This window comes from Pseudomonas sp. FSL R10-2189 (assembly GCF_009600325.1).
GTDB lineage: Bacteria > Pseudomonadota > Gammaproteobacteria > Pseudomonadales > Pseudomonadaceae > Aquipseudomonas > Aquipseudomonas helleri.
In genome coordinates, this window is record NZ_WIVZ01000010.1 from 43,303 (window position 1) to 66,356 (window position 23,054).

The window sequence follows — 23,054 nt, forward strand, 5'->3', positions numbered from 1 at the left end:
CGATCAATAGGTTTTTAGAGGCACGATCACTTGTCGACGGCTAATTTGGATTTTGAACAATTCCGGGTCTTCCTGGAAAAAGCCTGTGGCATTTTGCTCGGTGAAAACAAGCAATACCTGGTCTCCAGCCGTCTTAACAAACTGATGGAGCAGCAGGGGATCAAAACCCTGGGCGAGCTGATTCAGCGCATCCAGAGCCAGCCGCGCAGTGGCTTGCGCGAGCAGGTGGTCGATGCCATGACCACCAACGAAACCCTGTGGTTTCGTGACACCTACCCCTTTGAAGTGCTGAAAAACAAAGTCCTGCCCGAACTGATCAAGGCCCATCCGGGCCAGCGCCTGCGCATCTGGTCGGCGGCGTGCTCGTCGGGGCAGGAACCGTACTCGCTGTCGATGGCGATTGATGAGTTCGAGCGCAGCAACCTGGGGCAATTGAAAGCGGGCGTGCAAATCGTTGCCACCGAACTGTCCAGTTCGATGCTCAACATCTGCAAAAGCGGCGAATACGACAACCTGGCCATCGGCCGCGGCTTGTCGCAAGAGCGCTTGCAGCGTTACTTCGAGCCCAAAGGGCCGGGGCGCTGGATGATCAAGGCGCCGATCAAAAGCCGGGTCGAGTTCCGCCCCTTCAACCTGCTGGACAGCTACGCCGGGTTCGGCAAATTCGACGTCGTGTTCTGCCGCAACGTACTGATCTACTTCTCGGCTGAAGTGAAAAAAGACATCCTGCTACGCATTCACAGCACCTTGAAACCGGGTGGCTACCTGTTCCTCGGCGCCTCCGAAGCGTTGAACGGCTTGCCGGACCATTACCAGATGGTCCAGTGCAGCCCGGGGATCATTTACCAGGCCAAATAAACGCTGCCTCGCGATCTTTTGATCTTGATCTGGTTTTTGATCTAAGAGGCCCCGTTAAACCACGCTGGCCGAACGCAGGTTTTGCGCAGTGGGTAACCCGGCAGGACGCCGGGTTAGCCGCGACACGGCCAGGGATGGCCGATCGCGGCGGGCCCACGTAGCAAGGCCTGTGGTGAGGGCATGCCGAGCCACAGCGAGGCACCGAGGGGTTGGGGCAAAAGCGTTTTGGTTACTTTGCCGCTTTTGCAAAGTGACGCGGCGTAAGGCCGGAACCCTAAGTGGCCGTTGCCGCAGCAACGGATATGTACAAAAAACAAGAGCAACCCTCACCCTAGCCCTCTCCCGAAGGAGAGGGAACCGATTGGGGGGGTTGAAGATAATCGGTGGCCTGTTTGCTACGCGACAGCGCGGCGTCGTAGACGGGGCGGACATTCCTACAGACTGTTGGTGCACACCACCCCTGTAGCAGTTGACGAGCCTTGCGAGGCTACGTCCGGCTGCGCAGCAGTCGTAAAACCCTGCGCCTCGATGCTGCGGCTACACGCCAAGATCAAAAGATCGCGAGGCAAGCTCGCTCCTACAGGGGGTTTGCCGTTCTCTAAACGGCAGAAAAGCGGCAGACAGCGGAAATCCGTTGCCGCTTTTGCGCCGTTGCCGCTTTCCATCCCACCGCAACCCCTTGAAACACGGGCCTGCGCAAACTGGCACGGGGTTTGCTCTGTTCATGTCATGTAATGCCTGAAGTACACGCTCAGGCCAGTCCACACAGGTTTCCCGACATGAGCATCAGCTTCGATAAAGCGCTCGGTATCCATGAGCAAGCCCTGGGCTTTCGCGCCAAGCGCGCGGAAGTATTGGCGAATAACATCGCCAACGCCGACACCCCGAACTACAAGGCTCGGGATCTGGATTTCGCGTCTGTGCTCGCCGCACAAAACGATAAAAACCAGAACGGCACCTTTGCCTTGAACATGACCAACAGCCGTCATATCGAAGCGCAAGGCCTGAGCAGTGGCGAAGAATCGCTGCAGTACCGCACGCCGATGCAGCCGTCCATCGACCAGAACACCGTAGACGCTCAGCTCGAACAGTCGAACTACGCCGAAAACGCGGTCAACTTTCAGGCCAGCTTTACGCTGCTCAACAGCAAATTCAAAGGGCTGATGTCAGCCCTGCGCGGAGAGTAAGTCATGTCCCTAGCCAGTGTTTTCAACATTGCCGGCAGCGGCATGAGTGCTCAGACCACCCGCCTGAACACCGTCGCCAGTAACATCGCCAACGCCGAAACCGTGTCGTCGAGCATTGATCAGACCTACCGCGCCCGGCACCCGGTGTTTGCCACCATGTTCCAGGGCGCGCAGGGCGGTAACGGCGACTCGCTGTTCAACAATCAGGACGCTGCCGGCCAGGGCGTGCAGGTGTTGGGCGTGGTCGAAGACCAGAGCGAGCTGCAAGCACGCTATGAACCCAACCATCCGGCTGCCGACGCCAAAGGGTACGTGTACTACCCCAACGTCAACGTGGTTGAAGAAATGGCCGACATGATTTCTGCCAGCCGTTCGTTCCAGACCAACGCAGAAATGATGAACACCGCCAAAACCATGATGCAGAAGGTCCTGACCCTGGGTCAGTGATAAGGGGCGACACTCATGAGCGTGACCGATACCACCAGTGGTTTGACCCTCAATCAGATCCTCGCCAACTCTGCCCGGACCACCACCACCGATACCAGTGTGGGCGCAGCGTCCAAGGCGGTGACGGGTAACCAGTCGCTGGGCAAGGATGCGTTCTTGCAACTGCTGGTGACCCAGCTGAAAAACCAGAACCCGCTCGACCCGCAGGACAACACCGCGTTCGTCGCGCAGTTGGCGCAGTTCAGCAGCCTGGAAGGCATCACCACCCTCAACGATACCGTGACCTCGTTGTCGGGCGGCTTGCAGTCTTCGCAAGCGTTGCAAGCGTCGTCGCTGGTCGGTCGCTCGGTGATCGTGCAAACGGGCGAAGCCTATGTCGACCCGTCGAGCGGCAAGCCGTTCAACGGCACTGTGGTGGTTAAAGACGCGGACTCGCGGCCGACCATCACCATCAAGGATGCCGACGGCGAAGTGGTCAGAACCATTGACCTGGGTGTGCAGAAGGCCGGCAATGTCGACTTCACCTGGGACGGCAAAGACGCCGAGGGCGAGCTGCTGGAGAAGGGCTCTTACACCTTCAGCGCCTCGACCAAAACCGACGCCGGTACAACAGCGTTGACCACCTACCTGCCAGCCACGGTCAACAGCGTGACCCTGAGCAAAACCGGTGGCGAAATTATGCTCAACCTCGCCGGGTTGGGCAGCATTGGTATATCAAAAGTCCAGACGATAGGCCTTTAAGGAGAGACATATGTCATTCAATATCGGCCTTAGCGGCCTGTATGCAGCCAACAAACAACTCGACGTGACCGGCAACAACATTGCCAACGTCGCCACCACGGGCTTCAAGTCTTCACGCGCCGAATTCGCGGACGTGTACTCGGCCAGCAAGCTGGGCGTGGGCAGCAAGACCATTGGCAGCGGCGTCAACCTGGCCAACGTGTCGCAAAATTTTGGCCAGGGTGCGGTCAACAACACCGGCAACCTGCTGGACATGGGCATTGAAGGCAGCGGCTTTTTCGTGCTGAGCGACAACGGCGCCCTGAGCTACACCCGTGCCGGTACGTTCAAGGCCGACAAAGACGGCTATGTGACCAACACCAATGGCACGGCGCGCCTGCAAGGCTACGGCGTTGACGCCAACGGCGTGATCAACACCAGCGTGTTGACCGATCTGCGCATCGACACCTCGAACCTGGCCCCCAAGGCCAGCAGCAAAGTGGACTCGACGATCAACCTGAACTCCACGTCGGACGTGATCAACCAGACCACCACGCCGTTCGACCCGAATGAGACGTCGTCCTACAGCAAAAAATTCAGCACCACCATTTACGATACCCAGGGCAACCCGCACCCGATGGATCAGTACATGGTCAAGACCGGCTCCAACACCTGGAACACCTACACCCTGATTGACGGCCGCAACCCCGATGGCAGCGTAGCCACCGGCGAAAACGCCAAGGCGCCCGTGGCTTCGACCATGACCTTTGATTCCAGCGGCGGGTTGGTCAGTGTGACCACGCCAAACCCGGTGGCGGGCGAGGACCCGATCGTCAGCAGCACGCTGACCATCAGTAACTGGATGCCGGGCGCGACCGTGAACGGTGCGTGGGTGTCCAATGGTGCGGCGGCCAACGACAAGGGCATTGCCATCAACATGGCCAATACCACTCAGTACAACACCGACACCGCCCGCAACCCGCCGACCCAGGACGGCTACGCGACCGGCCATATCAACAACCTGACCATTGATGGTTCGGGCGTGATGTTCGCCAACTTCAGCAACAACCAGAGCCGTGCCATTGGCCAGATCTCCCTGGCCAGCTTTACCAACGAGCAGGGATTGCAGCCAGTGGGCGGCACCGCCTGGAAAGAAACCTACGCCTCGGGCCAGGCCGGTTTTGACGTGCCGAAAACCGGTACATTGGGCGCCATTGCCTCCAACTCGTTGGAAGACTCCAACGTCAACCTGACCAACGAACTGGTCGACTTGATCAAGGCTCAGAGCAACTACCAGGCGAACGCCAAAACCATCTCGACCCAAAGCACCATCATGCAGACCATCATCCAGATGACCTGATAACCGCCGGCAAACCTTAGGAGCGAGCTTGCCTCGCGATCTTTTAAAAGATCAAAAGATCGCGAGCAAGCTCGCTCCTACAGGGGTTTACAGCTCTAGCCGTTAAGCAACGCCCTGAACTCGGCCTGATGCGCCGGGGCGATGCAGATCTTGATCAAATGCTCGATTTGCCGGGCGGTTGCGTGCTTTTGCTGCAGCAACTCAATCGCCCTGACCCACAGGGCTTTGCGGCAATAAGGTTGCAGATACTCCGCCGTGGCCACTTTTTGCCCCTGAATCATCAACTTGGCCGCTGGCCTGAACGCCTTGCTGACGGCGATCAGGCGCGGTTGCGCCTTGACCTTGGCGAGCAACGACGGCTTGGGGAAGTGCACCGGCACCGTGGCTGCCAGCGTTGGCAGTTCGGCGTGGTAGCTTTCACCGTGATGCTCGAAGAACCCTTGGTTCATCGTGTGGTGATAGCGTTTTTTGGAGTAGTAGTGGTGGATGCAGTCATTGGCAGTCACCACGTTCGTGCCGGCCATGGCAAAGGACACGGCGATCTGCTCGATGGTGTGCAGCTTGGCGTAATGCCGGTTCCATTCATCAATCAGCGCGATGGCCTTGTCCAGCGCCCCGGCATTGGCGCGAGTCATGCCGCAAATGCCGCTGTTATACAGCTTGAGGCTGTCGGCAGGGGCTTTGCCGTTGGCGATCAGCTCATCTGAAAACGCCACGTAGTCGGCGCGCAACTTGGCCTCAGCCCACTCCCACTCAAATTCATCCATTAAGTACTGCTGATCGCTGATGCGTTCAAACAGCAGGGCCGGGTCTTTGAAAAACACCGTGTCGGTGTCGACGAAGATGGTTTTGTCCGCGAGTTTGGCCCCAGCGGCGATAGCGCAGGCTTTGCGGCGATGGGTGTAGCCGTAGGCGCCTTTCCACTGTGCCAGTGTCTCGGTGCTCAGGGCGATGACTGTGACGGGCCAGCCTTCAAAGGTCTGGGGCTCGTCGGTCATTAACGTGATGGTGAAACTGTCGGGCACGCGGCGTTCGCGCAGGGCCGACAGAATGCTGAGTTTGGCTTCTTGGCGGTAAACGGCATTACCGCCGTACAGCAGATACAAAAGGTGGGAGGAATCCATACATCCATGCTTTTTAGTGTGCGTTAGCCCAAGGTCGGGTTGTCCAGCGGTGCACATTATGCCGTAAACGTGCAGGGCTCGATAACCCGCCAGCCGCTGCCCCGGGGCGGCGGCTGGCAGGACTTGATCAGGCGCCGATCAGCTCAACGCGCTCAGGAACGCGGTTCATCAGCACCTTACCGGCGCGGATCGAGACGCGAGCCTTGGCCTGGCGGCGCAACACTTCGTAATCATTTTCTGCGTCGAGGATCACCAGATTGGCCGGACGGCCGACGGCAATGCCATAGCCTTCGCCCAGGTTGAGGGTGCGCGCGCTGTTGTCGGTGACCAGGTCCAGGCAGCGCTTGAGGTCTTCAAAGCCCATCATGTGGCAGATGTGCAAACCGGCATCCAGCACGCGCAGGATGTTGCCGTTGCCCAGCGGGTACCACGGGTCTTTGATCGAGTCCTGGCCCAGGCAGACGTTCATGCCGGCGCGGTCCAGTTCGGCCACGCGGGTCACGCCGCGGCGTTTGGGGAAGGTGTCGAAACGGCCCTGCAAGTGGATGCTTTCGGTCGGGCACGAGACAAAGTTGATGCCCGAGGCCTTGAGCAGGCGAAACAGCTTGGAGCAGTAAGCGTTGTCGTAAGAACCCATGGCGGTGGTGTGGCTGGCCGTGACCCGGCTGCCCATGCCGCGCACGCGAGCTTCTTCGGCCAGCACTTCGAGAAAGCGCGAGTGCGGGTCGTCGGTTTCGTCACAGTGCACGTCCACCAGGCAACCGGTGCGCTCGGCCAGGTCCATCAAAAACTTGATCGAGCTGACGCCCTGATCGCGGGTGTTTTCAAAGTGCGGAATCCCGCCCACCACGTCTGCGCCCATCTCCACGGCGCGGGTCATCAGTTCGCGGCCATTGGCATACGACTCGATCCCTTCCTGGGGGAAGGCCACGATTTGCAGGTCGATCAGGTGGCGCGCTTCTTCGCGCACTTCGAGCATGGCCTTGAGCGCTGCGAGCGTCGGGTCGGTGACGTCGACGTGGGTGCGCACGTGCTGAATGCCGTTTTCGGCCAGCATGCGAATGGTGGTGTGGGCGCGCTGCTTGGTGTCTTCGTGGGTGATGGTTTCTTTGCGCTGGGCCCAACGCTCGATGCCTTCGAACAGCGTACCGCTGAGGTTCCATTCGGGTTGGCCGGCGGTGAGCGCTGCATCCAGATGGATATGCGGCTCAACCAGCGGTGCGATCACCAATTGGCCTTGAGCGTCGATATCGCCGGGTTGTGCCGCGACGCTGCCGGTTTGCAGGGTGATGGCGCTGATGCGCTCGCCTTCACAGCTGACCGTGTACAGGCCTGGGGTTTTGCGCAAGGTGGCGTTGATGATGTTCATGGTCGGTCCTGTCGTTGGGCTTCGGTCATGCGCCATACCAGCAGGGCGACCGAAGCGTTCATTCTAAAAAGTGGATCATCGAGCGATTGCCCGCTGAGCTGCTCGATACGTTGAATCCGTTGGTTCAGGGTGTTGCGGTGGATGGTTAAACGCTGCGCGGCCTTGAGGGCGTTGCCGTTTTCCTGGAGCAGGGCGTCCAGGGTGTCGATCAAACTGTTGGGCTGTTTGCGGCGGCTTTCGATCATTCGCCCGAGGGTTTGCTTGACGAACAGGTCGATCACCGAGCGATCGCCAATGGCCTGCAGCAAGCGCAGCACCCCCAGTTCGTTGAAGTCGCACAGGCCGGTGGCCGGGCGCAGGTTCTCGGCAACGTCCAGCGCCTGACGGGCCTGATTGAGGGCTTGAGGGTAGTGCTCACAGGCGTCGACCTTGCTTGCCAGCCCCATAAACAGCGCCAGGTCACCGATCACCGGTTGCAACTGCTGAGAGAGGCGGGCCAGGTCGGCGCGTACGTTGTCGTGCTCGGCCAGCAGCAAGATAAACAGATCGCCTTGCACCACCACTGGCAGCGCATCTGGCAGGGCACGGCTCCAGGCGTCGAGGTGGTCCTGGACGCCCTGACGAATCAGTTGCAGCAAGCGCTCGGCTTCATCCGGGGCGTGGCTGTCAAACAGCGTAGCAACCGCCGACAGGCGCAACGCTACCAGGCGTCGCGGGCTGTCCAGCGGCAGCTTTAAATGCGCGGCACGTTGGCGGGCGGTGGCGAGGCTCGGGTAATCGCCGCTGAGCAACTGCGCCAGAATGTCATGGCGCGAGCGCTTGGCCTGGGCCATTTGCACAAGCGCCGTGCCGATCAGGTGCGTGACGATGACCATCTTCAGCAGGTACGGCTGCTCTATCAGCGGCAAGCCATAGTGCTCGGCCAGTTCTACAACGGCCTGGGGGATGCGCCGGATAAACGCCTCGCCGGTCAGAATCACCAGCCCGGCAATGCCGCTGGCATCACCTTCGTGCACCAGGCGTAGCAGGTTGGCTTCATCGCGGGGGTGGTTGATCCCCGTGACAAACACCAACTCGCCGCCCATCACCCACTCGCCAATGCTTTCGTTCTCGGCCACGTACGACCAGCGCACGGTGCGATGCAGGTTGCGGGCACCCGCCCGAACGGCCATTTCTTCAAGGCCGGGCAGCGCCAGAATTTCTTCAACGGTGAGGCTCAAACCGCCTCCTGCGTGCGGTGTTTGCCAATCTCAAGCAGCACCACGTAGCACAGGGCCGAGGCGGCAATGCCCACCAGCGGCGCGATCCAGGGCGATGAGTAGGCCAGCACGGCGCCCACGGCATACGACACCAGGCCCCGCAGGTTGTAGCGTGGCAGGCTGACCGAGGCCAGTTGCGGGTACTTGCCGTGATGGCGATACCAGAAGTCGGCCATGATCACGCCGCCGATGGGCGGGATCACCGAGCCGAGCAGCACCAGAAACGGAATCAGCATTTCATACATGCCGCCGATGGCCAGCACCACGCCGATGGCGGCGGCAATCAGGGTCATCGTGCGGCGACGTTCAGTGCGCACCAAGTGGCAGGCGGCGGCCGACACGTTGTAGATGGTCGGGCCCTGAATGGTCCACAAGTTGAGGCACAGCATAATCACTGCGGCAAACGACAAGCCTTGCAGCATCATCACTTCAACGATATCGGCCTGTTGGTAAACGATGGCGCACCAGGCACCGGCGACCACCATCAGGCCGTTGCCGAGCAGAAAACTGACCACGCTGGCGATGACCGCAATGCGCCCGGTGCGCGACAGGCGCGTCCAGTTGGTGGCTTGTGTGGCGCCGCTGGCGAAGGTGCCGAAGACCATGGTGATCGCGGCCGAGAAGGTCATGGTTTCATGCGGGATCACCGCTGCCAGCGCCTTGAAACCGCCGACGTGCTGGGTGGCGAGGGCCATCGAGACAATCATCAGTACCAGCATCAACGGCACTGAAATGCGTGACAGCACATCCAGGCCTTTAAAACCGATGATGGCGGTGATGCTGAAGCCAAAGCCAAACACGATCATCAGCGGGACGGTAAAGCCTTCGGCCAGGCCGAGCATTTTGACCAGCACAATCGCCACCGTCGCCGCGCCCCAGGCGTACCAGCCCAGTTCGGCGAACCCCAGGATAAAGTCCGAAAGACGGCTACCGGCCTCGCCAAAGCAAAAGCGCCCCATCAACACCGTGTTCAGCCCGCTGCGCGATGCGATCAGCGCCAGCGCAGCGGCATACAGGGCCAGCAAACCATTGCCGATAGCGGCAATCCACAGCATGTCGACAAAATTGAACGCCATGCCCAACTTGCCGCCGGCGAACATCGTGCCGGTGAAAAAGGTAAAACTGAACAACACCATCGATATCGGTAGCAGGCCCTTGCGAGCAGTGCTGGGTGCTTCGCTCAACGCAAATTCACCGTGTGAACTCATGAGATTTTCTCCGCCTTTAGTGGGTTGGCCGTGGTCCGTGGCCTGGCTGGGCCAAAGCAATTACCGGGCCTATTTTACTAGGTGGCAACATGCTGAATAAAAGCGGGCAGAAGTAATAATGAAGGGTGTTCAAAGTGCACATACCGAGTTGTATTTTTATAAGGATGGTGTGCATTTTGCTTTATTTTGAAGCGCGCGTGCACTGTTTTAGGCGGGGAGAAAGGTAACCCCCCCGGTAGGAGCGAGCTTGCCTCGCGATCTTTTGATCTTTTTTAAAAGATCGCGAGGCAAGCTCGCTCCTACAGGAGGTGGCAGGGTTACGTGGCTCACGATTTTCCCGGATGTTTCGCACAGGTTTGCCAATTGCCGGGCCGAGGGGGCGACGCCTATAGTCGTTGCTCGCCGTTTGGCGACCGGGTTTGGCGACTTGGGAATGAACAATGGTTGCGTGTAGTTGTTGTGATATATGGCAGAGCGTGTATTTTGCATCGCGCTGCTTTATGGCAGCTGTGCGTGGGAGATCTTTGGATCTGCCGGTATTCCTTGTTCTACCGGTTCGCCAACCTGCGTACAGCTGCCACCTACCTTTGTTTGGCGACGAATGTGGGTGGCTCCAATCAGCAACAAGGAGCTTTACTCATGACTGCATCCCCCTACATCCCGTTAACTGCTATCGACTGCACCATTCCCGCCCTACTGATTGACCGCAACGCGCCGCTGGATGTGTTGCATGCCAACGCCATGGCCCGTGTGCTGGCGGTTACCCAATTGATGGAAACCTTTTCCAGCCGCGAGATGGAGCAGGCCGACGCGGTCGACCTCAAACACCTGGCAACCACGGCCATGCTCTTGCTGCGTGATGGCTGCGACCTGATGAATGTGGTGAGCTGGCGTTTGCAGCCTGCCTGAACAAAAGGCTGCGTAAATACCATCGCAGTAGCTCGGCTCTTGTACGTTTAATAAAAGATTTCATAAAGAGTTGTATTAAAGGCAAGAGCTATAAGGGTTTAGGGTGATGGTTAACTATATTTCATGAGGGGGGTGAGATTTTTCTGTAAGAAATTTAACCTCTGTCTTGAAGTTGAGTGGGTAAGTGTGAGCGTAGGAAATGTCTGAAATTGGTCATGATATTTTGACCTTGCTTGCATAGTGAGTTATAGCTTTATTTGTAATTTGCGTAAATGTACCGCTGCATAACTAAAATTTATGAGGTGCGTTATGGCTAGCAAATGTAAAAGCAAAAAAGTACCCGCTGTTCAAGAAATTGACCTGAAAAAAATATTTGGGTTGAATGGGAAAAATGGAAAGGTCGTTCTGGCAGTGACAAATTAGTACAAGTCCTTCTCATGGTTTGCAGGCGTGTCTTTTATGAGGCAGGCACGCCTGCATGTTTCCGTATATGAGGCCCTTTATGAAATTTCCGTTTGACCTGTCCGCAAACAAGATAAAAATAATTGACGTAGGTGCCCGCGCTGTTCCGGAGGGGTTTCATTATGAGGCGTTAGTAGATAGTAATGCCTGTGTCGTAACGGCAGTGGAGCCGGATGCTAAGGCTAATAAGTGGTTGACGAATAGAGCAATCGATAAGATCCACAATGTGGCGATCGGCGATGGGGGTATCCATGAGATGCATGTCTGTCAATTAGCCTCGTGTTCATCGATGTTGGCTCCCAATAAAGCATGTCTGGAGTTCTATTCCGGCATGGAGTTTTTTTATAGGGTTGAGAAGATAAAACTATTAAGACCTATGGGTTCGATGTTGTGTTTTCTGATGCACATTTCGATTATCTTGATATCGATGTGCAAGGGTATGAGTTGGAAGTCTTAAAGTCAGGAGGTAGAAATATAAAAAATCTCTTGGGTATACATATAGAAGTTTCTTTTGTAGAAAAATATGTAGGGCAGCCTTTGTTTCGTGATGTAGATGTTTTTTTAGCTGAGCGCGACTTCACGTTTCACTGTTTTACCGGCTACGGTACTCGATCACCTCGTGGTGTGAAAGTAGACGGCAGTTCGGTAAATGGAATCAATCAATGGTTATGGGCTGATGCATTTTATTTTCATCGGCTCGATGATGATGAATTTTGGGGTGTTTCGAATCGTCTGGTTAAGTTGGCCTGTATTTTCCATTGTGTTTACAAGTCGTATGACTTTGCCGTGCATGCATTAAAGCGCTGCGATCAGTTGGGCGGGAGCGTTTATTGTCATGAGTATGTGCGTTACTTGCAGGAGATGGGTGTTGATGTTGAGGAGGGGGAAGACAGTGAATGGATAATGGACGGCATGATTAAAAAATTGAGTCTTATCTGACAGTGATTTTTCCTGAGAGGTCATGTGTGATGCCCCATTTAAGTGAGAAGAAGGATCGTGAGTCGGGAGGGATGGATTCGTTAAGTTCCAAGTTGTTAGACAGCACGATTGCGGCAAGAAAAATATTTATTACAGGAGAGATAAATACCAAAATGGCCAAGGATGCCGTGCAGCAACTGCATGCGCTTGCCTATATGAGTGATGAGCCAATTATTGTTTTTATTAGCTCGCCTGGGGGGCATGTAGAGTCAGGGGATATGATATTTGATGCGATACGCTTTATTAAGCCGGTGGTCATCACCATTGGCTCGGGCTGGGTGGCAAGTGCGGGTGCACTTATCTATGTTGCTGCGGATAAAGAAAATCGCTATTCATTGCCCAATACCCGTTTTTTACTTCATCAACCCTCAGGTGGTTTTCAAGGTAAAGCGATGGATTTTGAAGCGTATGCAAAAGAAATTATAGAGATGAAAGAAAGACTTAACAGGATTTTTTCTGACGCAACAGGGCAGCCTATAGAAAAAGTCAGAATTGATACGGATAAGGATTTTTGGCTGAGTGCAGAAGAGGCTGTTGAGTATGGGCTCGTTCACTCAATTGTCGTAAAGGAAAATGAAATTAATAAGTGAAGTAGACGATCTGCCACGGCAGAAAAAATATTATCAGTCGTTTTCAGGGCGAGAGAGTGATTTCTATTCTTTGAAACCAGGCCGTGCGTACGCGACGAGAACGATTGATAACTTAGGGTTTGATGAGTGCCTGGATCGTGTCAGCACTTACTTTAATCCGTTGTCAGGTCCGTATTTCTTAGAGGGAAGCAAGTGTGGTGATGTGCTTGCTATAACGGTCTTGGATATCCGAATTACTCGGAATGTTGGGTTGTCTTCGCAAGGCATATTGCCAGAGTTTATAAATGAAAAATACAGCCAGCCTGTGGTGGGAGAGGAGGTCATTTGTTGGCAGATCACTGGAGATCGTGGCATTCCTGTGAGCCAGAGCGACACAGGGTTGAGCCTGCTTTCAGTCAGGCAAGAGTTGATGATCGGGTGTATTCGTTGCTCTGACCCAGTGGGCAAGGGGGAGGGTTTGTCATCGATTGACGCTGATGAATATGGCGGCAACGTCGACTGCACCTTTTTTAAAAAGGGAGCCACCCTGTTTTTACCTGTTGCCCATGACAACGCGTTCTTTTATATGGGAGATATTCATTTTAATCAGGGTATGGGTGAGGTGGGCGGCTCGGGTATTGAAGTGTCCGGTGAAATTGTATTTTCTGTAGATAAATGCAGTCAGCCGCTGCACAGTTGCTTGCATATTGATGTTGGGGGCTTCATTTATTTTTTGGGCGTGAACGAAAATTTTAATGCCAGTGTTCGTCTTGCCTATGGATATGCATTTGAGGCGCTGCTCGGTAATGGTATGGCAGAGTCTGTTGCCCGGCTTTTACTTGGGCATTGTGCTTCGCTGCACGTGATGAAATTGGGCGTCCCGAATGTTGTAGTGGTGGGTGTTGAATCGGCGGTTTTTATAAAAAAATAAAGAGGTGTCCGCGATGTACACTATTAGTGCTGCTCCTGATGTGCAGGTGGCGACTACACTGTTCGAAAATGTTTCGGCGAGGTTGTGGGCAAGTTTTGAATATTTGTTGAGATCTATTGGTCAGGAAGACAGCTGTTTTTTTGGGTTGATTTCAGAGTATCGTAACTGCCCTAAAGCGCCTCCTTTCTTTTTTGCAGCCCATGAAACGTTGATGAGTTACTACGTGCGTGGAGAGGAGGTTAGCAAGAGTTTAAGTGAAAGGTTATTATATTTTTCAAGTATCGAGCGCCACTCTAATCTAGAGGTACTTCCCTTTTTAATGTCGTCGGGGTTGCAAAATGAAATATGCAGTTCTGTCGTCTATTCAGATATTAGAAAGACTTATGATGACGCGGATGCCAATGTTGCTTTGCCAAAGGAGATTGGTAGTGAGAGCGAATTTCTGGTATCCAGGAGTTTGATGATTCATGCGCTTGATATCATTAGGCGTGCGGACGATGCGTTGTATGCTGAAATGACGCAGGTCGTAGATGAGATTAGAATTTTTCAGTCTGGATACTGTCGGGCGGGAACTAATTTTAATGCCTTGGGTATGATTTATGTGGGTTCGTGTTCAGTGCGCGATACTGTCTCTAGGTACATAGAGCACGTGGTTCACGAGTCAGCACACAATTTATTATATGCGCATTGGGTGCATGATCCGCTTTTTGAAAATCATAATGACAGATTGTATCCGACCCCTTTTCGCAAACAGGCTAGACCACTCAGCGCTATTTATCATGCTGCCTTTGTGCTGGCACGAACTATTTATGTGTTTGAAAAGATATATAAAGCTGATCCAAGTGCTTTGGATTTTAGTAAAGTTAGAACAAATTATAATGAGCGTGGTAATGAGGCTTCATTTAAGGATAAGTTTTTCCAGACGCTGGGTGTTGTCTATGAACATGCAGAGCTTACAGTCTATGGGAAGTCGTTAATTAAATCGTGTCAGGAAATGGTAGAGGGATGTGAGATTACAATTTAAAGGTGGCGTGGTGGGAGGCGTAGTCGCGTTGTTAGTATTTTTAAGCGGCGATGCTTTTAGGATGATCTATTCAGCGTATTTCTTGTATCGTGAGATTGATCCGTTTGTTTTGATGTTTTGCTTCTCGTTGCTGTCATTGATTTTTATGGCGGGTTTGATGCTGAAGGACTGGCTGCGCTCAGGCGTTAAATTCAGTTGTGTGTTTACCGATTTTAGGCAGCGTCCAGGCTTTATTCGTTGTGTCTATTTGTATGGATTAATAAATTTTTTTACGCTGCTAAGCTGGGTGTCTGGTTTTTGGGCTATCAAATATTTGCTTCCGGGGGCTTTTTCCTCAATTGCGGTCTCTGTGGGGGCGATAATATTGCCCTTTACGCAGGGTGTTCGGTTGAGTGTACTCAATATCTTGCTTTCGATTCTTGTCGTTTTAAGTGCCGTTTTTATAGCCAGTGCTGGAGGTGGTATTGCAGTCTCCGGAGCAGGTGGTTACGGGGCTGGTATTAATGCTGGTATTGTCTTGTCTATACTGTGCGGTATATCTATCTATATAAACACGCGCGTGTCAGCGAGGCTCGGTGTTCTCAAGCAGTCTCCAATAAAGGTTAATGCTTTACGGAGTATTTTGGTGGTGTTCTGCTGTTTTGGTCTGTGTCTAAAATTTGATTTGTTTTCAACGATCGAGGTCGCTTGGGTTGATGTGGTGTTGCTATCGTCTTTTATGTTCTTGATTCAGGTTGCCTTGCAGTTCGCAATTGCGTGGTTAGGTGCATCGCTCACTACAATAGGTTTATCTGCAGCACCCGCGTTTGCGGTGCTTATCCAAAGTGTTTTTTTTAAAATAACAGTCGATAGCATCGTAGCTTCGGTTATTTTTTTTAATGCCTGTGTGTTGATAGTTCTTACCGTTGAACAACGTAAGCATGTTAAGCGTGCTAGCCGTTAATAGCTTGGGTGACAACCCCAAAAAACAAAACCCCCGCCAAACCCAACTGTATCCAGGGCTTAACGGGGGTTTTTAGTCAGGCGGTCAAGCCGCCTGGCCATTCAGCTTATTGGCAAGCTTCGCAATCCGGCTCGTCAATCGCGCAGGCTTTTGGCACGGGGGCCGGGCCAGCAGGCGCTGCTGCTACGTCTTCACTGTTTTTGCCGCTCGATACTGCGTTGAGCTTGCCCGTGTTAACGGTGGACTTCTCGGTGCTGGTCGCCGCCAGGGCACGGAGGTAGTAGGTGGTTTTCAAACCACGGTACCAGGCCATGCGGTAGGTGACGTCGAGTTTCTTGCCTGATGCGCCGGCGATGTACAGGTTCAGCGACTGAGCCTGGTCGATCCACTTCTGACGACGGCTGGCCGCGTCAACGATCCACTTGGTGTCGACTTCAAACGCGGTGGCATACAGCTCTTTGAGCTCTTGCGGGATGCGTTCGATCTGCTGCACGGAACCGTCGTAGTACTTCAGGTCGTTGATCATGACCGAATCCCACAGACCGCGAGCCTTGAGGTCGCGAACCAGGTACGGGTTGATCACGGTGAATTCGCCCGACAGGTTGGATTTCACGTACAGGTTTTGATACGTCGGTTCGATCGACTGCGACACGCCAGTGATGTTGGCGATGGTGGCGGTCGGTGCGATGGCCATGATGTTGGAGTTACGAATACCTTTTTGTACACGGGCGCGAACCGGTGCCCAGTCCAGGGATTCGTTCAGGTCAACGTCGATGTACTTCTGGCCGCGCTGCTCGATCAGGATCTGTTGCGAATCCAGTGGCAACACGCCTTTGGACCACAGCGAACCCTGGAATGTCTCGTAAGCGCCACGCTCGTCCGCCAGGTCGCAGGACGCCTGGATCGCGTAGTAGCTGACTGCTTCCATCGACTTGTCGGCAAACTCAACAGCGGCTTGCGAGGCGTAAGGGATGTGCTGCAGGTACAGCGCGTCCTGGAAGCCCATGATCCCCAAGCCTACCGGGCGGTGCTTGAAGTTCGAGTTGCGCGCTTGCGGCACCGAGTAGTAGTTGATGTCGATCACGTTGTCGAGCATGCGCACGGCGACGTCGATGGTGCGCTTGAGCTTGGCGGTGTCCAGCTTGCCGTCCACGATGTGGTTAGGCAGGTTGATCGAGCCCAGGTTACATACAGCGATCTCGTCCTTGTTGGTGTTCAAGGTGATCTCGGTGCACAGGTTCGAGCTGTGAACCACGCCCACGTGCTGCTGCGGGCTGCGCAGGTTGCACGGGTCTTTGAAAGTCAGCCATGGGTGGCCGGTTTCAAACAGCATGGACAGCATTTTGCGCCACAGGTCTTTGGCCTGGATGGTCTTGAACAGTTTGACCTTGCCCGGGTACTCGGTCAGGGCTTCGTAGTACTCGTAACGCTCTTCGAAGGCCTTGCCGGTCAGGTCGTGCAGGTCCGGTACTTCGGACGGCGAGAACAGGGTCCACTTGCCGTCATCGAAGACGCGCTTCATGAACAGGTCAGGGATCCAGTTGGCGGTGTTCATGTCGTGGGTACGACGACGGTCATCACCGGTGTTCTTACGCAGCTCGATGAACTCTTCGATGTCCATGTGCCAGGTTTCCAGGTAGGCACAGACAGCGCCTTTGCGCTTGCCACCCTGGTTGACGGCGACGGCGGTGTCGTTCACAACCTTGAGGAACGGAACCACGCCCTGGGACTTGCCGTTGGTACCTTTGATCCACGAACCCAAAGCACGAACCGGGGTCCAGTCGTTGCCCAGGCCGCCAGCGAATTTGGACAACATGGCGTTGTCGTGGATCGCGTGGTAGATGCCCGACAGGTCGTCCGGCACGGTGGTCAGGTAGCAGCTGGACAACTGAGGACGCTGAGTACCGGCGTTGAACAGGGTCGGGGTCGAGGCCATGTAGTCGAACGACGACAACAGGTTGTAGAACTCGATCGCGCGGTCTTCTTTTTGCTTCTCTTCGATCGCCAGGCCCATGGCCACGCGCATAAAGAAAATCTGCGGCAGTTCGAAACGCACGCCATCCTTGTGGATGAAGTAACGGTCGTACAGGGTTTGCAGGCCCAGGTAGGTGAACTGCTGATCGCGCTCGTGATTGATCGCCTTGCCCAGTTTTTCCAGGTCAAAGGTGGCCAGCACCGGGTTCAGCAGGTCGAATTCGATACCTTTGGCGATGTAAGCCGGCAGTGCCTTGGCGTACAGGTCAGCCATTTCGTGGTGGGTAGCGCTTTCGGCAACGTTCAGGAAGCCCAGGCCTTCACCGCGCAGGGTGTCCATCAGCAGGCGGGCGGTCACGAACGAGTAGTTGGGCTCACGCTCAACCAGGGTACGGGCGGTCATCACCAGGGCGGTGTTGACGTCGCTCAGGGCCACGCCGTCGTACAGGTTTTTCAGGGTTTCGCGCTGGATCAGGTCGCCATCGACTTCTGCCAGGCCTTCGCAGGCTTCGCTGACGATGGTGTTCAGGCGGGCCATGTCCAGCGGCGCGAACGTGCCGTCGGCGCGGGTGATGCGGATGGTCGGGTGAGCAACCACGGCGCTTTCGGCCGGGGCGCGAGTGGCGCGTTCTTTGGCGCGCGAGTCGCGGTAGATCACGTAGTCACGCGCGACTTTTTGCTCGCCGGCGCGCATCAGGGCCAGTTCAACCTGGTCCTGGATTTCTTCGATGTGGATCGTGCCACCCGATGGCATGCGACGCTTGAAGGTCGCGGTGACTTGTTCAGTCAGGCGCGCAACGGTGTCGTGGATTCGTGACGAGGCAGCAGCATTGCCACCTTCAACTGCGAGAAACGCTTTGGTGATGGCGACGGTGATCTTGTCGTCGGTGTAAGGAACTACGGTTCCGTTACGTTTGATCACGCGCAATTGGCCTGGCGCGGTCGCAGACAGATCCAGATTTGAATCGGAACCCTGCGAGTTCTCGCGAGCTGTGTCGGTTTGCATGGGGGGGTGTCTCCACATTCTCTATGTTTATTTGGGCTCCTTTTGGGGGCCCACCGTTCCGTCCTGAAGCACTACAACCGATCATGAACCGGGCATAACAACCTCGGGACGTACAGAAAGGGGGGGTTAAGCCGCTTCCGTGCCGAAGTCTTGGTCTGTGCGTGCAGCCTCAAACCGTATTCCTCGTGGGTGACAGTATTTTTACTGCAACACCCGGGCCGCTTTCCTGCTGTGGAGCCGGAAAACGGTTGCCATCCGCATGAGCGGTTTGGACTTTGAGAACTGCGTTTGGTTTAACCCGACAGGCGCGAGAAAAGGGCTTGAAATTCTCGTCTGAGTTGTGTTGGGTTATTGGCCTAAAACCCTATATGTAGGTGTTTTTGGCGCGACAGATACAAGATATGCGTTTTAGTGGCGCTGTGCAATGTACGACCTGTGGATAACTCTGTGCGTAAAGTGTGTATGAAGGGTTGATAAACCATGTAGGCCGCATAGACGCTGGAGTGAACCGCTTGTCACTGAATTTTGCAGCACCCAATCGAGCCGTCTGAATTTTGAGGGCGCGAACCCTACCACAAAAAACAGCCCTGTCCGAACGCATTTTCAGGCGGGCGCAAAGATCATAAAGGTCAAGCACAAAATGCTTAAAAGAGGGGCCGAAAAGGCCCTTGCAGACCTTTTCGGTTATTGCGTGTGGTTACAACAATTCGAAGCTGTTTTGCTGCACGTTTTGTGAATCGAGACCGATTTGCACGTCGAACTCGCCCGGCTCGGCGGCGTACTTCAATTGCGCGTTGTAAAACTTCAGGTCGTCTTCGCTGAGGGTGAAGCGCACCACTTTCTGCTCGCCTGCCTTGAGCATGACTTTTTCGAAGTTCTTCAGCTCCTTGACCGGGCGGGCCATGGAGGCGGTGACGTCACGCAGGTACAACTGCACCACCGTCTCGCCATCGCGCTTGCCGGTGTTTTTGACCGTGACGCTGGCGGTGAGGGTGCCCCCGGGCTTCAACGTTTTCGACGACAGCGTGACTGGCGACAGGCTGAAGTCGGTATAGCTCAGGCCATAGCCGAACGGGTACAGCGGTGAGTTCTCGGCGTCGAAGTACTGCGAGGTGTAGTTGCCCGGCTTGCCCGGCGTAAAGGGGCGGCCAATGCTCAGGTGGCTGTAGTAGCTAGGAATCTGGCCAACAGAGCGTGGGAAGGTGATCGGCAGCTTGCCAGACGGGTTGTAGTCACCGAACAGTACGTCGGCAATCGCATTGCCGCCTTCGGTGCCGCTGTACCAGGTTTCCAGCACGGCATCGGCGTGCGCCTGTTCTTGCTCGATCGACAGCGGGCGGCCGTTCATCAGCACCAGGACCAAGGGTTTGCCGGTGGTTTTGAGTGCGCTGATCAAGGCGCGTTGGCTGTCAGGAATGTCCAGCGAGGTGCGGCTCGATGACTCGTGGGACATGCCTCGCGACTCACCCACCACGGCGACGACCACATCAGCGTGCTGCGCGGCTTTGACCGCTTCGTCGATCATTGTTTGGGCCGGGCGCGGGTCGTCTTTGACGTCGATCCCGCCGGTATTGATGTGGTTCAGGTACTCGGCGATTTTTGGATCGTCGGAGATGTTCGCGCCCCGCGCATAGGTGACCGAGCCTTGCTGGCCCATGGCCTTTTGCAGGCCCTCATACACGGTCACCGATTGCGCAGGCACCCCGGCGCCGGACCAACTGCCCAGCATGTCGACCTTGGAGTTGGCCAGCGGGCCGACCAGGGCAATGCGTGTCTGCTTGTTAAGCGGCAGGGTCTGGTTGTTGTTTTTCAGCAGCACCAGGCTCTTGCGTGCCACATCGCGGGCTTCCTGGCGGTGCAGGCGGTTTTCGGCGTTGGTGTCGGCCGGGTCATCTTCGGCCTTGCCGATGCGCAGGTACGGGTCGGCAAACAGGCCCATGTCGTATTTGGCCCCGAGCACTTCACGTACGGCATTGTCCAGATCGCTCTGCGGCACTTCGCCTGACTTCAGCAGGCCCGGCAGCTCTTCGCCGTAGGCCTTGTCGTTCATGCTCATGTCGATACCGGCCTTGATCGCCAGCTTGGCAGCTTCGCGGTTGTCTTTGGCCACGCCATGCTTGATCAGCTCAATAATCGCGCCGTGGTCGCTGATGGCCACGCCTTTAAAACCCCAGTCTTTGCGCAGCAGGTCTTGCATCAGCCACATGTTGGAGGTGGCCGGCACGCCGTTGATCGAGTTGAGCGCCACCATCACCCCGCCAGCCCCGGCTTTTATCGCGGCATGATAGGGCGGCAGGTAATCCTGGAACATGCGTGTCGGGCTCATATCAACGATGTTGTAGTCCCGTCCACCTTCAACAGCGCCGTACAGCGCGAAGTGTTTAACGCTGGCCATGATGTTGCCGGGCAGGGCGGGGGAGAGGCCCTGATAAGCCTTAACCATGACGTCAGCGATGCGCGAGACCAGATAAGTGTCTTCGCCAAAACCTTCCGAGGTCCGCCCCCAACGCGGGTCGCGGGCAATGTCGACCATCGGCGCAAAAGTCATGTCGATGCCGTCTGCGCTGGCTTCCTGGGCAGAAACACGCCCGCTCAGGGCTATGGCGTCCATGTCCCAACTGGCCGCCAGGGCCAGGCTGATCGGGAAAATCGTGCGATGGCCGTGAATCACGTCGTAGGCAAAAAACATCGGAATCTTCAGGCGGCTGCGCATGGCAGCGTCTTGCATGGGCCGGTTTTCGTCGCGGGTCACCGAGTTGAAGGTGCCGCCGATGTGCCCGGCAGCGATTTCCTTGCGGATCAGTTCGCGCGGCATGTCGGTGGCAATGCTGATGAGGCGTAACTGGCCGATTTTTTCGGCTTCGGTCATTTGCTTCATCAGGTCTGCGACAAAAACGTCTTTGGGCGGGAGCGGCGCTGTCGGGGTTTGGGCCCATACCGAAGGACTGGCCAGGCTGATGGCCAGGCCCAGCAAACACAGGTTTCTCATGAGATTCTTCTACGCGGCCGCTTGGTTAACGCGAAGGGAGGCCCGCGCTTTCGTAGCGATATTGTTCTGGGAAAGGCGCATGAGCTACTCAACTTAAGGAAATATCCTATCGTTAAAGTGAGTATTCCTGCGCAGGATGCAGTCTTTTAGCTGATTCGCCGTGCGCAATCCAGTGGTGCCGGGAGATATTGGCGCGCTGTCAGGGAGTTTTAAGCGGGTTGGCGGGTCAATGAACGCAATGGAATTAAAACGGAGTGTCGATGCATGCACATACAGAGCGTAAAACGGATGGGCTGGAAGGTTGTCGCATTGCTGGCCCTCAGCAGCGTGCTGGCGGGGTGCGGGATCAACACCATCCCGACGCTGGATGAGCAGGTCAAGGCGGCCTGGTCGCAAGTGCAGAACCAGTACCAGCGGCGTGCCGACTTGATCCCCAACCTGGTCGAGACGGTCAAGGGCGCGGCCAAGCAAGAACAGGCGACCCTCACGGCAGTGATTGAGGCGCGGGCCAAGGCCACCTCGATTCAGGTCGATGCCAGTACTTTGGACAACCCGGAAAAACTCAAGCAGTTCCAGGACGCGCAAAACCAACTGACCGGGGCCTTGAGCCGTTTGATGGTAGTGTCTGAGCGCTACCCGGACCTCAAGTCCAACCAGAACTTCCTGTCGTTGCAGTCGCAACTTGAAGGCACTGAAAACCGCATCAGCGTGGCCCGTCGGGACTTTATTCTCGCGGTTGAGCGCTACAACACCGAGATCCGCACTTTCCCTGGCCGCCTGTGGCATGCGGTGATGTACAGCGATTTGCCGGTGCGTGCGACCTTCGAAGCCACCACCCCGAATGCCGACAAAGCCCCCGAGGTGAAGTTCTAACAGCTTGCCCCCTACTGTAGGAGCGAGCTTGCCTCGCGATCTTTTGCTTTTAAAGATCAAAAGATCGCGAGGCAAGCTCGCTCCTACCGTATCAATAACCACACGAGGTGCTGATGCGCGTATCAAAACTGGGCGTGGGCCTGCTGCTTTGGCTATTTATAGCCAGCGCACAGGCGCTGACTTTTCCGACACTGAGCGGGCGGGTGGTGGACGACGGTCAAATGCTCGACCCCGCCACGCGTCAACAACTGACACAGACCCTCGAAGCCCACGAAAAAGCCACCGGCGAGCAAGTGGTGGTGGTCACGGTGCCAAACCTGCAAGGCGAGCCCATCGAAGACTTTGGTTACCAATTGGGCCGCGCCTGGGGCATTGGCAAAAAGGATGAAAACAACGGCGCGTTGCTGATCGTCGCCCGGGATGACCGTAAACTTCGCATCGAAGTCGGCTACGGCCTGGAAGACCGCCTCACCGATGCGCAAGCGTCGGTCATCATCAACCAGGTGATCACCCCGGCGTTTAAAGCCGGACAGTTCAGCCAGGGCATCAGCGACGGCGTGGCGGCCATGCTTCAGGTGCTGGGCGGCGCGCCGTTGGCTGAGCCTGCTTACGCCAGCGGGCAGGGCGGCGGCGATGACTTTTTGGCTGAACATCCCGGTGTGGTGCTGCTGTTGTTTTTAGCGTTCGTCGTGGTGGTCGCGGCGTGCCAGTTCTATGGCATTTGCAACTCCGGGGGAGGTGGCGGCTCGCGTTCCGGCGGCTTTGGCGGCGGTGGTTTTGGACGTGGCGGTGGCGGCGGTGGCTTTCGTGGAGGCGGCGGCAGTTTTGGTGGCGGCGGCGCTTCGGGCGGCTGGTAATTCATTT

At 55.8% G+C, this 23,054-nt stretch carries 19 protein-coding genes; 13 read left to right on the forward strand and 6 right to left on the reverse strand.

Translation table 11 applies throughout. The annotated features are described in order from the left end of the window. Positions 1 to 30 precede the first annotated feature (30 nt). The 5 genes from cheR (at position 31) to flgE (ending at position 4,572) form a co-directional block, all read left to right on the forward strand. Entirely contained in the window at positions 31 to 858 is an 828-nt protein-coding gene (gene cheR, locus GHO32_RS10110; protein WP_153335753.1) for a protein-glutamate O-methyltransferase CheR, read from the forward strand. A gap of 779 nt (positions 859 to 1,637) precedes the next feature. Then, the gene (flgB, locus tag GHO32_RS10115; RefSeq protein ID WP_153335754.1) at positions 1,638 to 2,045 is read left to right on the forward strand and encodes a flagellar basal body rod protein FlgB; all 408 of its coding nucleotides are present in this window, start codon (positions 1,638 to 1,640) and stop codon (positions 2,043 to 2,045) included. Positions 2,046 to 2,048: 3 nt separating this feature from the next. Next, on the forward strand, positions 2,049 to 2,492 hold the full coding sequence (flgC, locus tag GHO32_RS10120; RefSeq protein ID WP_048370663.1) for a flagellar basal body rod protein FlgC: 444 nt from the start codon (positions 2,049 to 2,051) through the stop codon (positions 2,490 to 2,492). A 15-nt stretch (positions 2,493 to 2,507) separates the two neighbouring features. Next, on the forward strand, positions 2,508 to 3,233 hold the full coding sequence (gene flgD, locus GHO32_RS10125; protein ID WP_153335755.1) for a flagellar hook assembly protein FlgD: 726 nt from the start codon (positions 2,508 to 2,510) through the stop codon (positions 3,231 to 3,233). A 10-nt stretch (positions 3,234 to 3,243) separates the two neighbouring features. Beyond that, positions 3,244 to 4,572: a flagellar hook protein FlgE gene (flgE, locus tag GHO32_RS10130; protein ID WP_153335756.1), complete on the forward strand. Its 1,329-nt coding sequence runs from the start codon at positions 3,244 to 3,246 to the stop codon at positions 4,570 to 4,572. Between the two features lie 95 nt (positions 4,573 to 4,667). Here flgE and GHO32_RS10135 read toward each other — a convergent pair whose 3' ends face one another. The 4 genes from GHO32_RS10135 to codB form a co-directional block, all read right to left on the reverse strand. Then, positions 4,668 to 5,696 carry a hypothetical protein gene (locus GHO32_RS10135; protein WP_153335757.1) on the reverse strand — a complete coding sequence of 343 codons (1,029 nt, stop codon included), beginning with the start codon at positions 5,694 to 5,696 and terminating at the stop codon, positions 4,668 to 4,670. Positions 5,697 to 5,823: 127 nt separating this feature from the next. Continuing rightward, a complete protein-coding gene (codA, locus tag GHO32_RS10140) occupies positions 5,824 to 7,065 on the reverse strand; it encodes a cytosine deaminase (RefSeq protein ID WP_048370657.1) in 1,242 nt (413 codons plus the stop codon). Continuing rightward, entirely contained in the window at positions 7,062 to 8,285 is a 1,224-nt protein-coding gene (locus GHO32_RS10145; RefSeq protein WP_153335758.1) for a PucR family transcriptional regulator, read from the reverse strand. Before GHO32_RS10145 ends, codA begins: the two co-directional genes overlap by 4 nt. After that, positions 8,282 to 9,532, reverse strand: coding sequence for a cytosine permease (gene codB / locus GHO32_RS10150; RefSeq protein WP_153335759.1), 1,251 nt, complete (start codon positions 9,530 to 9,532; stop codon positions 8,282 to 8,284). Before codB ends, GHO32_RS10145 begins: the two co-directional genes overlap by 4 nt. A 639-nt stretch (positions 9,533 to 10,171) precedes the next feature. Here codB and GHO32_RS10155 point away from each other — a divergent pair. The 6 genes from GHO32_RS10155 (at position 10,172) to GHO32_RS10180 (ending at position 15,348) form a co-directional block, all read left to right on the forward strand. Next, positions 10,172 to 10,441, forward strand: a complete 270-nt coding sequence (locus GHO32_RS10155; protein WP_153335760.1) for a short-chain dehydrogenase — start codon at positions 10,172 to 10,174, stop codon at positions 10,439 to 10,441. An 852-nt stretch (positions 10,442 to 11,293) separates the two neighbouring features. Continuing rightward, positions 11,294 to 11,842, forward strand: coding sequence for an FkbM family methyltransferase (locus GHO32_RS10160; protein WP_153335761.1), 549 nt, complete (start codon positions 11,294 to 11,296; stop codon positions 11,840 to 11,842). Positions 11,843 to 11,871: 29 nt separating this feature from the next. Further along, complete coding sequence (locus GHO32_RS10165; RefSeq protein WP_153335762.1) at positions 11,872 to 12,471, forward strand: ATP-dependent Clp protease proteolytic subunit; 600 nt, start codon at positions 11,872 to 11,874, stop codon at positions 12,469 to 12,471. Further along, positions 12,455 to 13,381: an acetamidase/formamidase family protein gene (locus tag GHO32_RS10170; RefSeq protein WP_153335763.1), complete on the forward strand. Its 927-nt coding sequence runs from the start codon at positions 12,455 to 12,457 to the stop codon at positions 13,379 to 13,381. The genes GHO32_RS10165 and GHO32_RS10170 overlap by 17 nt, the downstream gene beginning before the upstream one ends. A gap of 13 nt (positions 13,382 to 13,394) precedes the next feature. Continuing rightward, positions 13,395 to 14,405, forward strand: a complete 1,011-nt coding sequence (locus GHO32_RS10175) for an HEXXH motif-containing putative peptide modification protein (protein WP_153335764.1) — start codon at positions 13,395 to 13,397, stop codon at positions 14,403 to 14,405. Continuing rightward, positions 14,389 to 15,348: a hypothetical protein gene (locus tag GHO32_RS10180; RefSeq protein ID WP_153335765.1), complete on the forward strand. Its 960-nt coding sequence runs from the start codon at positions 14,389 to 14,391 to the stop codon at positions 15,346 to 15,348. Before GHO32_RS10175 ends, GHO32_RS10180 begins: the two co-directional genes overlap by 17 nt. Before the next feature lie 106 nt (positions 15,349 to 15,454). On the opposite strand, the gene GHO32_RS10185 is transcribed toward GHO32_RS10180, so the two are convergent. Further along, positions 15,455 to 18,328 (reverse strand): ribonucleoside-diphosphate reductase subunit alpha, encoded by a 2,874-nt coding sequence (locus GHO32_RS10185; protein WP_048370638.1) that lies wholly within the window; start codon positions 18,326 to 18,328, stop codon positions 15,455 to 15,457. Positions 18,329 to 19,025: 697 nt separating this feature from the next. Further along, positions 19,026 to 21,317, reverse strand: a complete 2,292-nt coding sequence (gene bglX, locus GHO32_RS10190) for a beta-glucosidase BglX (RefSeq protein WP_153335766.1) — start codon at positions 21,315 to 21,317, stop codon at positions 19,026 to 19,028. A 264-nt stretch (positions 21,318 to 21,581) separates the two neighbouring features. Here bglX and GHO32_RS10195 point away from each other — a divergent pair, with 264 nt between their 5' ends. Continuing rightward, a complete protein-coding gene (locus GHO32_RS10195; protein WP_048370634.1) occupies positions 21,582 to 22,190 on the forward strand; it encodes a LemA family protein in 609 nt (202 codons plus the stop codon). 113 nt (positions 22,191 to 22,303) lie between these two features. Then, on the forward strand, positions 22,304 to 23,047 hold the full coding sequence (locus GHO32_RS27050) for a YgcG family protein (protein WP_153338291.1): 744 nt from the start codon (positions 22,304 to 22,306) through the stop codon (positions 23,045 to 23,047). The last annotated feature ends 7 nt before the right edge of the window (positions 23,048 to 23,054 follow it).

Coding starts and splice junctions, on each gene's coding strand:
- GHO32_RS10170 (WP_153335763.1), top strand. CDS start 12,455: ATGAAATTAATAAGTGAAGTAGACGATCTGCCACGGCAGAAAAAATAT.
- GHO32_RS10195 (WP_048370634.1), top strand. CDS start 21,582: ATGCACATACAGAGCGTAAAACGGATGGGCTGGAAGGTTGTCGCATTG.
- GHO32_RS27050 (WP_153338291.1), top strand. CDS start 22,304: ATGCGCGTATCAAAACTGGGCGTGGGCCTGCTGCTTTGGCTATTTATA.
- GHO32_RS10175 (WP_153335764.1), top strand. CDS start 13,395: ATGTACACTATTAGTGCTGCTCCTGATGTGCAGGTGGCGACTACACTG.
- flgD (WP_153335755.1), top strand. CDS start 2,508: ATGAGCGTGACCGATACCACCAGTGGTTTGACCCTCAATCAGATCCTC.
- bglX (WP_153335766.1), bottom strand. CDS start 21,317: ATGAGAAACCTGTGTTTGCTGGGCCTGGCCATCAGCCTGGCCAGTCCT.
- GHO32_RS10155 (WP_153335760.1), top strand. CDS start 10,172: ATGACTGCATCCCCCTACATCCCGTTAACTGCTATCGACTGCACCATT.
- GHO32_RS10165 (WP_153335762.1), top strand. CDS start 11,872: ATGCCCCATTTAAGTGAGAAGAAGGATCGTGAGTCGGGAGGGATGGAT.
- GHO32_RS10135 (WP_153335757.1), bottom strand. CDS start 5,696: ATGGATTCCTCCCACCTTTTGTATCTGCTGTACGGCGGTAATGCCGTT.
- flgB (WP_153335754.1), top strand. CDS start 1,638: ATGAGCATCAGCTTCGATAAAGCGCTCGGTATCCATGAGCAAGCCCTG.
- codA (WP_048370657.1), bottom strand. CDS start 7,065: ATGAACATCATCAACGCCACCTTGCGCAAAACCCCAGGCCTGTACACG.
- flgE (WP_153335756.1), top strand. CDS start 3,244: ATGTCATTCAATATCGGCCTTAGCGGCCTGTATGCAGCCAACAAACAA.
- codB (WP_153335759.1), bottom strand. CDS start 9,532: ATGAGTTCACACGGTGAATTTGCGTTGAGCGAAGCACCCAGCACTGCT.
- flgC (WP_048370663.1), top strand. CDS start 2,049: ATGTCCCTAGCCAGTGTTTTCAACATTGCCGGCAGCGGCATGAGTGCT.
- GHO32_RS10185 (WP_048370638.1), bottom strand. CDS start 18,328: ATGCAAACCGACACAGCTCGCGAGAACTCGCAGGGTTCCGATTCAAAT.